The sequence below is a fragment of the Streptomyces sp. NRRL S-1813 genome, assembly GCF_000719605.1.
Lineage (GTDB): Bacteria > Actinomycetota > Actinomycetes > Streptomycetales > Streptomycetaceae > Streptomyces > Streptomyces decoyicus.
Genome location: NZ_JOHB01000007.1, coordinates 40178 through 54554 on the forward strand (window position 1 = coordinate 40178; position 14377 = coordinate 54554).

Consider the following 14377-nt stretch of genomic DNA (forward strand, 5'->3'; position numbering starts at 1 on the left):
CGCCGCGGTGGCCGCGGGCGGTACAGGGGAGGTCATGTCATGGCGAGCGCGCAGATACCCGAGCCGGCCACAGAAGGCGCGGCGGGCCCGCGGCCGGGGCTGGGCCGCGGCACGCTGCTGCTGATGTCGGTCGCCGCCGGGCTGTCCGTCGCCGGCAACTACTTCGCCCAGCCGCTGCTGGACGTCATCGGCCGCGACCTGGAGCTGTCCGCGTCCACCGCCGCGCTGGTCGTCACCGTCGCCCAGGTCGGCTACGGCCTCGGCCTGCTGCTGCTCGTCCCGCTCGGCGATCTGCTGGAGCGGCGCCGGCTGGCCGTCACCCTGACCGCTGCGACCGCGGCCTTCCTCACCGTCACCGCGAGCGCGCCGAACGCCGCCCTCCTGCTGACCGGCACCGCCCTGACCGGCCTGACCTCGGCCGCCGCCCAGGTCGTGGTGCCCTACGCGGCGACCCTCGCGGCGCCCGCCGCGCGCGGCCGGACCGTCGGCACCGTCATGACCGGGCTGCTGCTGGGCATCCTGCTGGCCCGTACGGCCGCCGGACTCCTGGCCGAGCTGGGCGGCTGGCGCACCGTGTACTGGGTCAACGCCGCGCTGATGCTGCTGATGGCGGTGCTGCTGCGGCTCCGGCTGCCCGCGCTGCGCACCACCGCCGGGCTGCGCTATCCGGCGCTGCTGCGCTCCACGCTGGCGCTGTTCGCCCAGGAGCCGGTGCTGCGGTGGCGGGGCGCGCTGGGCGCGCTGACCTTCGCGGGCTTCAGCGTGCTGTGGACGGCGCTGGCGTTCTTGATGTCCGGACCGGCCTACGGCTGGCAGGAGTCGGCCATCGGTCTGCTGGGGCTGGTGGGCGCGGCCGGTTCGCTGTCCGCCTCGGTGGGCGGACGGCTGGCGGACCGGGGTCTGGCGCATCACGTCACCGGCGCCGCGGCATTCCTGCTGCTGGGGTCCTGGGGCCTGCTGGCGGCCGGCGGGGCGGGCGGTGCCTGGTCGCTGGCGGCGCTGGTGGCCGGGGTGATCGTGCTGGACCTGTCCGCGCAGGCGGTCCACATCAGCAACCAGAATCTGGTCTACGCGGTCCGCCCCGAGGCCCGCAACCGCCTCAACTCGGCCTATATGACCAGCTACTTCGTGGGCGGGGCGGCGGGCTCGGCGCTGACGTCCGTGGTGTGGGGCATGGCGGGCTGGGGCGGGGTGTGTGCACTGGGTGCCGCGCTGGCCCTGGCGGTTGTGGGGCTCTGGCTCGCCGACCGGCTACGGCGCCGCCCCACGGCGGCCAGCCGCGGCGAGCGGGAACCGGCGGCGGCCGGCGAAGGGGCGTCCGCCGGCGAAGCGACCACCCCGGTCACTTCGTGACGGAGACGGTCGCGTCGGTCACTTCGTGACGGAGGCGGTGGCACCGGCCGCGTCAGCTCCGGCGCCCCACCCGCCCCTTGCGGAAGCCGCTGCCGCACCGGCCCTCAGGACGGTTCCGTCCCTCAGGCCAAGTCCGGCCCTGATCCGCCGGACCGGCCCGGGGCGGCACCGCCCTCGGCGGCCACCACCGCATCCCGGTAGGCCCGCGCCGCCGCCCGCAGCGCCGCCTCCGGGTCCACGCCCTCCGCCTCGGCCCGCATGGCCAGCGCCAGCAGCTCGTACCCGATGCCCTGGCCGGCCGGGGGCGCCACGTCGAGCCCCGCCGTGCGGACCCGCGAGGCGAGCTTCGCCGCCAGCGCCAGACCGGGCTGAGCCAGCGGAATGCCCTCGGTCACTGATTCGCGCTGCTTCTCCTCGGCCTTCGTCCGCAGCCAGTGCGCCTTGACGTCCTCCGGGGTCGCGGCATCCTCCTCCCCGAAGACATGCGGATGGCGATGGATCAGCTTCTCGACGATGCCGCCCGCGACATCGTCGAGGGAGAACGGCTCATCGGGGTCGTCCTGGGCGATCCGGGCATGGAAGACGACCTGGAGGAGGACATCTCCCAACTCCTCGCGGAGCGCCTCGCGGTCGCCCTCCTCGATGGCCTCGACCAGCTCATACGCCTCCTCGATGCCGTACTTGGCGAGGTCACGGTGCGTACGGATGCTGCTCCAGGGGCATGCGGCGCGGATCTGGTCCATGACCTGGACGAGGTCGAGCAGCCGGGCGCCGGGCAGGTCGTAGGAGCCGGGCAGCAGCTCCAGGTCCGGCATGGTCTCGCGGCCGGAGCCGGCCAGCCGGGCCAGGCCGTCGGTCAGCGCGCTCTCACCGTCCGCCGAGGTCAGGACGACGGCCGTACGGTCCTCCGGCACGCAGTAGTCGACCAGTTCGCGGGCGGCGGGGGCGGCCGTCTCCACCTCGATGCCGGCCTCCCGCAGATAGGGCAGCTGCGGATGGTCCGGGGCGGCGCACAGCACCCGGTCCGCCCCGCGCAGGATCTGCCAGGCAGGCCATGACAGGAGTCCGGGGGCGACCCGGTGGCTGGTGGTGAGCAGAACCAGGCGTCCGGTGCCGGTGCCCTCGGGGCGGGCGTCGGCGCCGGTCTCGGCGGCAGAGGCGTCAGCGTTCACGCCTCGAACGTAACGCACCGCACCGACAACGCCCGGCCCCGGCCGTCAAGGGCCCGGACGCCCCGCGCTCCCCTTCGCTCACCCCGTACGGACCGCCCCGTGAAGGCCGGGCCATACGGGCCGCGCCGTGGGACAGCGCATATGGACCGCCCCGTACGGCCCGGCCTCTCAGGCCTGCTGTTTCGCGGGCTCCCGGGTGATCCACGCTTCCTTGGTCTCGCCGAGGATGACCTGGTGGTCGTCCCACTTGCCGAACCGCGGATTGACGTCGATCCCCATGGAACGGGAGGTCTTGGCCAGCGCCTGGGCGAGCTTCTGCTGCCCCTGCGGTTTGCCGCGGTCCGCGCCGAGGTGCCGGGCGACACCGTCGAGCAGCAGCTGATTGCGGACCGTGGAGTCGATCTCGGCGGGGGCGACGCCCTGCTGGAGCCACATCGCCTTCAGCCGCTCGGCGCCGCCGGCCTGCTTCTCGGCCTCGGCCCGCCACCGCTGGACGTCGCGGCGGGTGACCGTCACCCCGGCGTCCTTCGCGCCGCGGGCCAGCACCTCGTCGAAGATCATGCCGTTCAGCGTGGCCAGGCTCAGCCGCCCGGTGTTCATGATCATCTGGCCGCCCTGCGGGGACTTCGCCTGGGCGGCGCGTACGTCCTTCACCTTCGCCTGCAACTGCGAGACGGTGATCCGCTTCCCGTCCACGATGGCCGCGGCCCCGGGATGGGCGTCGCTCCCGCAGGCCGCGAGCAACGGGGCCGCGGCCAGCAGAGCGGCGGTGGCGGATACGGAGAGCGCTGTCCTACGGCGGAACACTTGGCCTCCCGGCAGATCGTGCGACGGAGTCTCGACCTTGGTGGATCGATGCTATGGAGTCGGCGTGGCCCAGGCCACTGCTTCGGCCAACGATCTGGGGCGGGGTCGGTTCTGCTCCCGAGCGGCGGCTCGTTGCCCGCCCTCATCGGCGTGCTAATCAGTTTCCGGCGGCCGTAGACCGGCCGCATGACGGAAGCGGTGACGTTCGATGTCGGCGGGCCTCTGACCAGTGATAATCGGTACTGGTCAGCATGGACGGAAGGGTCGATGTACCCGGCCACACTCGTCGGCCCTCGTCGGCTCCGTGCGCCCCAGCGTTAACCGGCTGACGACGGGAGTCCGTCGCCGGCCGGTCAGGGCTCAACCACCCAAGGAGTCCTTGAGACACATACGGGCCGCGTCCACAAAGACCTCCCGCGCCTTTTTGAAACCGACCCAGTCCTGTTCTTGCTTCGTCGCCCGCCCGAGAAGCCGGATCTGCTCGATCAGGGCCTGTGCTTCCTTATGCGGGCCGACCGGCTCAACCAAGATCCGGTTGTAGCTGTCGCGGGTCACGATGTAGGCCGCGTCCTGCGCTGCCGTGGTCTCCTCGGGGCCGGCGTATTGGCCCTCGGCCTTGCGCCAGCAGACGGCCGATTCCTCGTCGGCAGCGCTGAGGAACTCTGCGTACGCATCGCGGCGGGCCAGATAGAGATCCGAGGCGGCCGTGCTCATGTCTTCTCCATACGCGCGGGAACAGGTGAGCGCGGCCACGCTACTCGGGAACACCCCGGATCCCACCCGTGCAGCAAGTGTTTGACCTCTCCGTGTGGCTCGTCAGCAATCCGTACCTGCGATGCGCGGATTGTTGTATCGCACTGACCGTTGCGGCGACATGATCGGATCCTTGAGACGATCTGAGCCCTCGGTTGGCGTGCAGGCTGCATCTGGCGCGCAGGCGAGCTGCGGCGAGCACGTATCGAACGACGGATTGCAGTCAGGAAGACAACTCGGATCGCCGTCCGCTTCGGGGGCCTTTTCGGGAAAGGCGGCAGTCAGTTCCGCGCGAGCCCCTTGCATAGGAACGCCGTTGTAGATGTCGCGAAGGCTTTGATGGTGGACGTTGCCCACAGCCATCCAGCGCGCGAACACGCAGGGCCAGACCTCACCTTCCGGCGAGATGGCCATCTTGTTCCGTCCGCACTGGCCGCACAGTTTCGAGAGGTGCGGGACGGAGCCACCCGCGGCCCGGCCGAACGGCCGGACCCTGTCGGTTCGGACATCCCGCATACCGATGTCCAGCAATTGCCGGCGCGACTCGTCGCCACGCTGTCCCTCCAACACCTTGATCACGCTGCCACGCATCGGGATGCCGAGAGACTTTGCCTTTTCGATGTTGGCGAGAGTACGACTGTGTGAGCCCCGGCTCTCGGTCACGTCATCGTGATCCTGGCTCTCGTCCGAGTAGTAGCTGAAGGCCAGCCGCACGTCCGGCAATCGGAGCGCTTCCCATACGGCATCCGAGATGTGCGTAAAGTTACTGAAAACCTCAATCCGCATGCGCCTGCTGCGAGCATGGCGAATCAGTGCCGGAAGACTCGGGTGGAGAGTGGGTTCGCCGCCGATGAACTGCACATCGCGAACGGCCATCGAGGCGAGCTCGTCGATGACCCGAAGCCAGTCCGTCTCCGTCATGGTGCCGTGGTCGCCCTGCGGAGACGAGTCCGCGTAGCAGTGACGGCATGACAGATTGCAGAAACCGGTGATCTCCAGCCATGCGAACTGTGGAGTCGGAAGCCGCCCGGGATGAGGCATCAATAAGCCCATACGTCCTGACTCCCTGGGATGTTGACCTGTGAATGGCGTCTGTCCGCTCACCACACATCACCTGCTGCGTTCCGCTCCGCCCGCGTCCGCGAAACCACCAGGACTGCGGGATCTTCAACCGGCCACTCCCGGCTCCCTGGACCCCGCAGATAGAGGACGCCCTTGCGGATGTCCGTCACCACGGCCAGACGCCCCGGGCCGCACTCGACCTCGTCGCCAACCTCAGGCGGCCGTTCAGCACTCACTTCAGGGCCTCGATCGCGTCCGGGACGGTCGTCCACTCCACACCGCCGCCCTCCGGCGAAAGCCAGGCCACCGGGGGTGTGTCCGGAACCCTGAGGACCGGCCCGAGGCGCGGTGCCGTTACGTCGGGGGCGAGTGCGCGGAAGACCCCGATGCGGCCACCGTGGGCATGGTCGATCACCCATCGGCCGAGCAGAGGGTGCGAGAGGTGGCCCAGACCGAGCACGTGCGCCTGCGTCATCGAATTCATCAAGTCCCTTCCGGAGCCAATTGACGTGAGCCGATCGCCGCACATCGGCGGCTTTGACCAGCTAACGCGGCGTCATTGGGCTGCGGTTAGTGCGATCCCATCGCTTTCTCTTCACGCTCCCTAGGGGGATTTGACTGCCTATTTACCTGACTGCCCGCTGTTCCTGGGTCTACGGTGCGGACATGCAAACCACGCGAAACCTGGTACTCACTGCGTGGATGGCAGAGCACGGCTACAGCTCCAACACGCTTGCCGACGCGGTCAATCAGGCCATCGGCGACCTCACCGGCAGGCTCGGAGGGCTGGACGGTTCGTCGGTGCGGGACTGGAAGGCGGGCCGCGTCCGATGGCCGAAGTCCGCCACCCGTGCCGCGCTGACAAAGGTCACCGGTCTCTCGGCCACCGCTTTAGGGTTCGTGCCCCGGGGCCGCGCCGCATCTGCCCCGGCTCCACCGCAGGAGGACCCCGTGAATCGCCGCAGCTTCCTCAGTGCCACCGCGGCTACCGCCGCAATGCCCGCACCGGCCGCTGCCCCACCCCACCGCGTCGGGGCATCCGCCGTCGCCAAGCTTCAGCACAAGTTCGCCGGAGTCGTGGCCGGCGACCACCAGCACGGGGGCATTCGCGGCATCGAAACCCGCGCTCTCGAACTGGCCGCCGAAGCCGTACACCTTCAGAGCCGGGGGGCAGCCAGCCAGCGCGTACGCGCTCAGCTCTACGGCGTAGCTGCCGCCTTCACCTCAAGTGCGATGTGGGCAGCGATCGACGGCCGCCGCTTCGATGCTGCACGGCGCCACCACGAGCGGGCATCCAGCCTGGCCAGCATGTCCGGCGATCAGGCGATCCAGTTCCGCATCTGGTCGCACGCCGGAACGCTGTACCGACACCTGGGGCGCCCCACGGACGCACTCGCGGCCAACGACGTAGCTCGAAACCTCTCCATTGTCCGGCGGGACCCGCTCTTCGGCTCCCTGGGGCACGCCCGGCACGCCGCCATCCACGGCACCATCGGCGACGGTGCGGGGGTGCGGCGGTCGCTCGGCCATGCCCAAGAAGCGCTCGACCGGGCAGACGGCTCAACGGCTCGACCCGTATGGCTCGAAGCGTTCTACGGTCAATCCGAATTGGACAGCCTCGCCCTGGCCGCGTACCTCGCCCTCGGCGACTGGGCCGAGGCGGAAGCCCGTGCGCACCGCAGCCTGGCAGCGCTCCCACCCCACATGCACCGATCCCGCGCCATCGCCACGGCACGACTCGCTCGCGCCCAGCTCGGACAGGGAGACCTCGGCCCAGCCGTCTCCACCGCGATGAACATCCCGCAGGGAGCGAAACGGCACCCACGTGTTTCCGGGATGCTCGGCGCTTTCGGCGCCCGCCTGCGGGAGTGCGCGCCCCACAGCCCGCACACCCGCATGTGGACAGAGCACCGGCGAGAGGCCCTGGCATGACCGCCCCCGTCACACTTCAGCGCTTCACGGCTCTGCCTGGCGTGCAACAACACCTCATTGGCCTGTACCGGCAGGTAAGAGCAGATCTGCTGCACCTGCCGAACTACCGCGCGGAAGTATTCGCCGAGCGTCTCCAGCGCCACAGCGCGGACCCCGGCTGGCAGGCCGTCGTCGCCTTCGCGGCCGATGTCCCGGTGGGCTACACCTACGCCAACACCGTTGCATCGGATGACCGTTGGTGGGCTCGCATGGCCACACCCGCCCCCGTCGTGTACACGGCGGTGCCCGCGGTCGCGGTGAAGGAGATCGGGGTCATCCAGTCATGGCGGGGGAAGGGCCTAGCACGCCGCATCCACGATGAGCTACTGGCTACGAGGAAGGAACCGTACGCGACGCTGATGGTGAACCCGGCCGCCGGCGACGGGAAGGTTCAGAGGCTGTACGAGGGATGGGGATACACGGTCATCGGAAACGTACAGCCGTCGCCGGAGTCACCGGTCTTGGCGTGTATGGCCCGCCCTGTACGCAATCAGCAGCACTGATCTGCGGGGAGGGTGGGTCTTCGACTCACAGCTTGCCGATGGCGCTCTACAGACCATGGGCGCCATCTGCTCAGCGGCCCGCGGCATTACTTCAGATCCACCACGAAGGGTGGTGACAAGAGCGGCCAGCCCTTCGGCCCAGGGGATCGCTGGTGACGGCACCGGCATCGAGGTGCCCACAGTCCACCGCCCTACCGAAGGCTCATAACGACATCGCTCTCCACAGCACCGGCCCGGAACCGCGACTTACGCGGTCCCGGGCCGCCCGCGTTCCCGCCCCGGGAACGGACCGCCCCGCACCCGCGTCTGACCCACTGGCACCCCGCCGTCTCAGCGCAGCGGCCGCCGGGCCGTCCGGGGATCTGCTTCGAGTATGTTTTCGACATTGGAGAGTGAGGATCCGCATGGACACGGCCGCAGTATCGGCCGGGGGTGCCCCCGGACGGGTTCTTGGGGAGGACGTCGGCGCCGTACCCCCGCCCCGCACCGCCGGCCCGGCCGGTGCCGTGCCGCCGCCGCGGTCCGCCACCCCGCCCGGCGACGAGGCCGCGGCCACCGTCGCCTCACCGCCGGAGCGGCCGGGACGCCTGCGGCGCACCGCGCAGCGCCTGCGGACCCGGACCGCTCCCCTGCGCGCCCCTCGCCTCGACCCGTACTGGACGGCGGGGTTCTTCTTCGTCGCCTTCGCGCTGCTGTCCCTCTACCGCTTCCGAACCCTGTCCACGTCCTCCTGGGACCTGGGCATCTTCGAGCAGGCCATACGGGGCTACGCCCACTTCCGGGCCCCGATCGTCGACCTCAAGGGGCCCGGCACCAACATCCTCGGCGACCACTTCAGTCCCGTACTGGTCGTGCTCGCCCCCCTCTACCGGCTGTTCCCCTCTTCCCTGACCCTGCTGATCGCGCAGTCCGCGCTCTTCGCGCTGTCCGCGATACCGGTCACCCGCGCCGCCGCCCGCTACCTGGGCCGCGTCCCGGGCCTCGCGATCGGTGTCGCCTACGGCACGTCCTGGGGCGTGCAGAAGGCCGTCGACTTCGACTTCCACGAGATCGCCTTCGCGCTTCCGCTGATCGCCTTCGCGCTCGAAGCGGTGCTGCGCGGACGGTGGACCGCGGTGGTGTGCTGGGCCGCGCCCCTGGTGCTGGTCAAGGAGGACCTCGGGGTGACCGCGGCCGTCATCGGGGCGCTCGCCCTGCTACGGACCCGGCGGGCCAGCCTGTTGGCCATCGGGCTGGTCGTCTTCGGCATCACCGCCACCGCCGTCACCCTCGGCGTACTCATACCGGGGTTCAACGGCTCCGGCTCGTACGACTACTGGAGCAAGTTCGGCGCGGACGGCGGCGGCCTCACCATTCCCCTCGACACCGCCCTGCGCACCACGCTGTGGGTCCTGCTGCCCACCACCGGCCTGCTCGCGCTGCGTTCCCCTCTGCTGCTGGTGGCGCTGCCCACCCTGGGGTGGCGTTTCCTGTCCCACGAGCCGCACTACTGGGGCATCGACTGGCACTACAACGCCGTCCTGATGCCCGTGGTCTTCCTCGCGCTGATCGACGCCCTGCCGAAGGCCCGGGTCTCCGCCCGCCCCTGGCTGCGCTCGTACGCCCACCATCTGCCGGCCGCCGTGGTTGCCGTGGCCGTCGCGCTGACCACCACGCTTCCGCTGGCCCGCCTCACCGAAAGCGCCACCTACCGCACCCCGCCGGACGTCGCCGCCGCCGAGAAGCTGCTGGACCGAATACCCGACGGTGCGAGCGTGGAGTCCGACATCCGGCCGCTGAGCCGCCTCACCGGGCGTACCCGGGTCTTCTGGACCGGCGACACCGGCGGTCTGTCGCCGGACTACGTCGCCGTGCAGCTCCGCGACAACCGCACCCCGCGCCAGGCACTGGCGGACGCCACCGCCCGCCATCCCAAGTCCACTTACGTCGTCCTCGGCGGCGCCGCGGACCTCCTCGTCCTGCACCGGACCTCCTCGCGCTGACCACCGGCGCAGGCGCTCGCGTCGAGTGCCACCGCCCCGAGGGCCACTGCCCTCAGGGACGGCACAGCGTGCTCCTTGTCCGTTTGGCCGGCTATGCGGCGGACACCACGCCATGGGACGGCGAGCCGGCCGCGGGGCTCCACCGGCAGCTCGGCGACGGGCACAACTGGTGGTGGTAGAGGGCGGAGACCATGGCGGCCTGCAAGCGGGAGCTCTGGCCGGTCTTGATCAGGATGCGCGAGATATGCGCCTTGACCGTCCGCTCGGAGATCTTCAGCCGCCGGGACAGCTCGCCGTTGGACGGGCCGCCCCCGAGGAGCAGGAGCACCTGCTTCTCCCGTTCGGTCAACAGGCTGAGATCCACCGGGCCTTCGAGCGGGCCGTCGTCCGATCCCTGGTAGGGACAGGGCATACCGTCCCGTGCGCGCAAGGACGTCTTCATTGCTTTCCCCCTGGTCCGGGCCCGCGAGGGTGAACACATCCCGGGCGGACCCTGCTTGCACGTCAGCGGTCGGACACCGTCCCCCGGTCCCGGGTACCGGCCCGTCCCACTGCCGCTGCCGAATGCCTGCGTGCCGTCACACAGGCCCCCTTCGGTGGGAGCATCCCCTCCCTTCCCGTATGGCGCCGGGGACACGAACTCGAGCGGTGTACCGGCTCCCCGACGCCCCCGCGCCGTTCGGCCCACGCTTCCCTCCGCCGCACTCGGCCCCCCGTTACTACCACCGTCACATCCGTCGAAGCCGCCCGCATGAGTACCCGTACCTAGTTCGCGAGCCCCCCTTCGCACCCTCAGCACACACCCGTTGACCTGCGATGACGAATGGTTTGACGAGGCATCATTCGCCAACTGCGCACGATGGTGACGCATACTCAGAAACTGCCGGACATCAGCGGAAGAACCGACGGAAAACCGAGCATCGCCGCCCCCGCTGCGCGCAGGGGGCGGCGTCCGGCTTCCGTGCGAACCGTCCGCGTCATGGCATCAATTCTCACAGCGACCACTGACAATCGGACCTGGCCGCGCACCCCCATCGGGCCAGCCCCGCCGGACGCACACAGCCCCTCCGTCCCGCCGCGGAACGGGAAGGCCGGACGACCGCCTACGACCCGAGGACCGTGGCCAGGAACTCCCCCACCCACGACAGCAGTTCGCGGCCGACCAGCGGCTTGCCGCCGATCTTGCCGGTGGCCGGGCGCGGCACCAGGATCTGCCGGGTGGCCGGCTTGAGGACCGTACGGGGGTACAGCCGCTTGAGGCGCAGCTCCTGGGATTCGCGCAACTCCACGGGACCGAAGCGGACGTTGGAGCCCTGGAGGGTGATGTCCGAGACGCCGCAGGAGCGGGCCAGCATGCGCAGGCCGGCGACCAGCAGCAGATTCTCGACCGGCTCGGGCAGCTTGCCGTAGCGGTCGACCAGTTCCTCGCGGACCGCCGCGATGTCCTCCTCCGAGGAGGCGGAGGCGATGGCGCGGTAGGCCTGGAGGCGCAGCCGCTCGCCGGGGGCGTAGTCGTGCGGGACATGGGCGTCCACGGGGAGCTCGATCTTGACTTCGAGCGGGGGCTCCTCCTCCACGCCGCCTTCCAGGGAGGCGCGGTAGTCGGCGACCGCCTCGCCCACCATCCGTACGTAGAGGTCGAAGCCGACGCCGGCGATATGGCCGGACTGCTCGCCGCCGAGGAGGTTGCCCGCGCCGCGGATCTCCAGGTCCTTCATGGCGACGTACATGCCCGCACCCATCTCGGTGTGCTGGGCGATGGTCGCCAGCCGCTCGTGTGCGGTCTCGGTCAGCGGCTTCTCCGGCGGGTAGAGGAAGTAGGCGTAGCCGCGGTCGCGGCCGCGGCCCACCCGTCCGCGCAGCTGGTGGAGCTGGGAGAGGCCGAAGTTGTCGCCGCGCTCGACGATCAGGGTGTTGGCGTTGGAGATGTCGATGCCCGATTCGACGATCGTCGTCGAGACCAGGACGTCGAACTTCTTCTCCCAGAAGTCGACGACGACCTGCTCCAGCTGCGACTCGCCCATCTGTCCGTGGGCGGTCTGGATACGGGCCTCGGGGACGATCTCGCGGAGCCGGGCGGCGGCCCGGTCGATCGACTCCACCCGGTTGTGGATGTAGAAGACCTGGCCCTCGCGCAGGAGTTCACGGCGGATGGCGGCGCCGATCTGCTTCTGCTCGTACGGCCCGACGAAGGTCAGGACCGGGTGGCGCTCCTCGGGCGGGGTGGTGATCGTGGACATCTCGCGGATGCCCGTCACCGCCATCTCCAGGGTGCGGGGGATGGGGGTGGCGGACATGGTGAGGACGTCCACGTTGGCACGGAGCTTCTTCAGCTGCTCCTTGTGCTCGACGCCGAACCGCTGCTCCTCGTCGACGATGACCAGGCCCAGGTCCTTGAACTTGGTCTCGGAGGAGAAGAGGCGGTGGGTGCCGATGACGAGGTCGACGGAGCCTTCCCGCAGCCCTTCGAGGACGGCCTTGGCCTCGGTGTCGGTCTGGAAGCGGGAGAGCGCCCGGACGTTGACCGGGAACTGGCCGTAGCGCTCGCTGAACGTGCCGAAGTGCTGCTGGACGAGGAGGGTGGTCGGGACCAGGACCGCCACCTGCTTGCCGTCCTGGACGGCCTTGAAGGCGGCACGGACGGCGATCTCCGTCTTGCCGTAGCCGACGTCGCCGCAGATCAGGCGGTCCATGGGGACCGACTTCTGCATGTCCTCCTTGACCTCGGCGATGGTGGTGAGCTGGTCGGGCGTCTCCGCGTACGGGAAGGCGTCCTCCAGCTCGCGCTGCCAGGGGGTGTCCGGGCCGAAGGTGTGGCCGGGCGCCGCCATCCGCGCGGAGTACAGCTTGATGAGGTCGGCGGCGATCTCCTTGACGGCCTTCTTGGCGCGGGCCTTGGTCTTGGTCCAGTCGGCGCCGCCGAGCCGGTGCAGGGTGGGGGCCTCGCCGCCCACGTACTTGGTGACCTGCTCCAGCTGGTCGGTGGGGATGTAGAGGCGGTCGCCGGGCTGGCCGCGCTTGGCGGGGGCGTACTCGACGAGGAGGTATTCGCGGGTGGCGCCCTGGACCGTGCGCTGCACCATCTCGATGTAGCGGCCCACACCGTGCTGCTCGTGGACGATGAAGTCGCCCGCTTCGAGGGTGAGCGGGTCGATGGTCTTGCGGCGGCGGGCCGGCATCCGGGCGCCGTCCTTGCCGGCCGCCTTCTGGCCGGAGAGGTCGGTCTCGGTGAGGACGGCGAGCTTGAGCGACGGGTCGAGGAAGCCGTTGTCGAGGGAGCTACAGGAGACATGGACGACGGACGGGGAGATCTCGGCGAGGTCGGCGTCCAGGCGGGCGGGGATGCCCTCGCCGCCGAGGACCTCGACCGTACGGGCCGCCGGGCCGTGGCCCTCGGTGAGGAACAGCGTGCGCCAGCCGTCCGCCACCCACTGCTTGGTGTCGGCCAGTGCCCGCTGGGTGTCACCACGGTAGGTGTCGGGGGCATGCATGCCCAGCTTGAGGGTGTCGCCCCCCGTCACCAGCTCCTCATCGGCCGCGAAGGGGCTGACCGACCACCACATCATCCCCAGCTCGCGCGCCCGGTCCCGGACGTCCGCGAGGCCCCACAGGGAGGCCGCGCCCACATCGATCGGCGCCGCTCCCCCACCGGCGCTGGCCGCCCAGGACGCCTGGAGGAACTCCTGGCTGGTCGCCACCAGGTCGGCGGCCCGGGTGCGTACCCGCTCCGGGTCGCACACCACCGTCATGCTCCCGGCCGGCAGCACGTCCAGCAGCAGCTCCATGTCGTCCACCAGGACCGGAGCCAGCGACTCCATGCCCTCGACGGCGATTCCCTCGGCGATCTTGCCGAGCAGTTCGCCCAGCTCGGGATGCTGTTCGGCGAGCGCGGCGGCCCGCTGCCGCACCTGGTCGGTCAGCAGCAGCTCACGGCACGGCGGCGCCCACAGGCCGTGTTCGGCGACCTCCAGGGACCGCTGGTCGGCGACCTTGAAGTAGCGGATCTCCTCGACGTCGTCGCCCCAGAACTCCACCCGCAGGGGGTGCTCCTCGGTCGGCGGGAAGACGTCCAGGATGCCGCCGCGGACGGCGAACTCGCCGCGCTTCTCGACCAGCTCGACGCGCGCGTACGCGGCCGCCGCCAGACCGTCGACGATCTCTTCGAGGTCGGCGCTCTGGCCGGTGCGCAGACTGACGGGCTCCAGGTCGCCCAGGCCCTTGACCTGCGGCTGGAGCACGGAGCGGATGGGCGCGACGACGACGGAGACGGGGCCTGCGGTGGGGTCGTCCTGGCGCGGGTGGGCGAGCCGGCGCAGCACCGCGAGGCGCCGGCCGACGGTGTCCGAGCGCGGGGAGAGCCGCTCGTGCGGCAGCGTCTCCCAGGACGGGAACTCCACGACGGAGTTGTCCTCGCCGGCCGGCACGAGGCTGCGCAGCGTGGCGGCGAGGTCCTCCGCCTCCCGGCCGGTGGCGGTCACCGCGAGCACCGGGCGGCCGGCCTCCCGGGCGAGCGCGGCGACCGCGAGCGGGCGGGCGGCCGACGGCCCCACCAGGTCCACATGCGGCCGGTTCCCGTCGGTCGCGGCCTGGAGCGCTTCGGCGAGCGCCGGGTCCCGTACGACGGCGTCGAGCAGACCAGTCAGGCTCATCAGAAGGTTCCGTCCCAGCGAGGCGAACAACGCAGCAGCCCGACACGTCTCACGGGCCGGGGTTGCCAAGCGTACGCCCGCCCGCCACCCGGACGGGCCGGCAACCCGGGGCGGCCCCGGCGCGC

At 70.6% G+C, this 14377-nt stretch carries 11 protein-coding genes; 4 read left to right on the forward strand and 7 right to left on the reverse strand.

The window, feature by feature from the left end; translation table 11 throughout:
- Nucleotides 1-39: 39 nt before the first annotated feature.
- A complete protein-coding gene (locus IF67_RS0113330) occupies nt 40-1353 on the forward strand; it encodes an MFS transporter (protein ID WP_030985333.1) in 1314 nt (437 codons plus the stop codon).
- Between the two features lie 122 nt (nt 1354-1475).
- On the opposite strand, the gene IF67_RS0113335 is transcribed toward IF67_RS0113330, so the two are convergent.
- The 5 genes from IF67_RS0113335 to IF67_RS0113355 form a co-directional block, all read right to left on the reverse strand.
- The gene (locus tag IF67_RS0113335; RefSeq protein ID WP_078889410.1) at nt 1476-2525 is read right to left on the reverse strand and encodes a nucleoside triphosphate pyrophosphohydrolase; all 1050 of its coding nucleotides are present in this window, start codon (nt 2523-2525) and stop codon (nt 1476-1478) included.
- Between the two features lie 168 nt (nt 2526-2693).
- Nucleotides 2694-3332: a SurA N-terminal domain-containing protein gene (locus tag IF67_RS0113340; RefSeq protein ID WP_030985337.1), complete on the reverse strand. Its 639-nt coding sequence runs from the start codon at nt 3330-3332 to the stop codon at nt 2694-2696.
- 360 nt (nt 3333-3692) lie between these two features.
- Nucleotides 3693-4046 carry a hypothetical protein gene (locus tag IF67_RS0113345; protein ID WP_030985339.1) on the reverse strand — a complete coding sequence of 118 codons (354 nt, stop codon included), beginning with the start codon at nt 4044-4046 and terminating at the stop codon, nt 3693-3695.
- Nucleotides 4047-4148: 102 nt separating this feature from the next.
- Complete coding sequence (locus IF67_RS0113350) at nt 4149-5138, reverse strand: radical SAM/SPASM domain-containing protein (protein WP_107050215.1); 990 nt, start codon at nt 5136-5138, stop codon at nt 4149-4151.
- Nucleotides 5139-5379: 241 nt separating this feature from the next.
- Nucleotides 5380-5622, reverse strand: coding sequence for a hypothetical protein (locus tag IF67_RS0113355; protein ID WP_030985350.1), 243 nt, complete (start codon nt 5620-5622; stop codon nt 5380-5382).
- Nucleotides 5623-5813: 191 nt separating this feature from the next.
- Between IF67_RS0113355 and IF67_RS0113360 the strand changes: the two genes are divergently transcribed.
- The 3 genes from IF67_RS0113360 to IF67_RS0113370 all read left to right on the forward strand — a co-directional run bounded on the left by IF67_RS0113360 (nt 5814) and on the right by IF67_RS0113370 (nt 9603).
- Nucleotides 5814-7079 (forward strand): hypothetical protein, encoded by a 1266-nt coding sequence (locus tag IF67_RS0113360; RefSeq protein ID WP_030985352.1) that lies wholly within the window; start codon nt 5814-5816, stop codon nt 7077-7079.
- On the forward strand, nt 7076-7621 hold the full coding sequence (locus tag IF67_RS0113365) for a GNAT family N-acetyltransferase (protein ID WP_030985354.1): 546 nt from the start codon (nt 7076-7078) through the stop codon (nt 7619-7621). The genes IF67_RS0113360 and IF67_RS0113365 overlap by 4 nt, the downstream gene beginning before the upstream one ends.
- A gap of 404 nt (nt 7622-8025) precedes the next feature.
- Entirely contained in the window at nt 8026-9603 is a 1578-nt protein-coding gene (locus IF67_RS0113370; RefSeq protein WP_030985356.1) for a DUF2079 domain-containing protein, read from the forward strand.
- A 91-nt stretch (nt 9604-9694) separates the two neighbouring features.
- On the opposite strand, the gene IF67_RS0113375 is transcribed toward IF67_RS0113370, so the two are convergent.
- Both IF67_RS0113375 and mfd read right to left on the reverse strand, forming a co-directional pair.
- Nucleotides 9695-10045: a LuxR C-terminal-related transcriptional regulator gene (locus IF67_RS0113375; protein WP_063754342.1), complete on the reverse strand. Its 351-nt coding sequence runs from the start codon at nt 10043-10045 to the stop codon at nt 9695-9697.
- Nucleotides 10046-10706: 661 nt separating this feature from the next.
- Complete coding sequence (gene mfd, locus IF67_RS0113380; protein WP_030985359.1) at nt 10707-14252, reverse strand: transcription-repair coupling factor; 3546 nt, start codon at nt 14250-14252, stop codon at nt 10707-10709.
- Nucleotides 14253-14377: the final 125 nt, after the last annotated feature.

What these genes read in the sequence shown, in the direction of transcription:
- IF67_RS0113330 (WP_030985333.1), top strand. Translation starts at nt 40, where the DNA reads ATGGCGAGCGCGCAGATACCCGAGCCGGCCACAGAAGGCGCGGCGGGC.
- IF67_RS0113345 (WP_030985339.1), bottom strand. Translation starts at nt 4,046, where the DNA reads ATGAGCACGGCCGCCTCGGATCTCTATCTGGCCCGCCGCGATGCGTAC.
- IF67_RS0113350 (WP_107050215.1), bottom strand. Translation starts at nt 5,138, where the DNA reads ATGGGCTTATTGATGCCTCATCCCGGGCGGCTTCCGACTCCACAGTTC.
- IF67_RS0113355 (WP_030985350.1), bottom strand. Translation starts at nt 5,622, where the DNA reads ATGACGCAGGCGCACGTGCTCGGTCTGGGCCACCTCTCGCACCCTCTG.
- IF67_RS0113360 (WP_030985352.1), top strand. Translation starts at nt 5,814, where the DNA reads ATGCAAACCACGCGAAACCTGGTACTCACTGCGTGGATGGCAGAGCAC.
- IF67_RS0113365 (WP_030985354.1), top strand. Translation starts at nt 7,076, where the DNA reads ATGACCGCCCCCGTCACACTTCAGCGCTTCACGGCTCTGCCTGGCGTG.
- IF67_RS0113370 (WP_030985356.1), top strand. Translation starts at nt 8,026, where the DNA reads ATGGACACGGCCGCAGTATCGGCCGGGGGTGCCCCCGGACGGGTTCTT.
- IF67_RS0113375 (WP_063754342.1), bottom strand. Translation starts at nt 10,045, where the DNA reads ATGAAGACGTCCTTGCGCGCACGGGACGGTATGCCCTGTCCCTACCAG.
- mfd (WP_030985359.1), bottom strand. Translation starts at nt 14,252, where the DNA reads ATGAGCCTGACTGGTCTGCTCGACGCCGTCGTACGGGACCCGGCGCTC.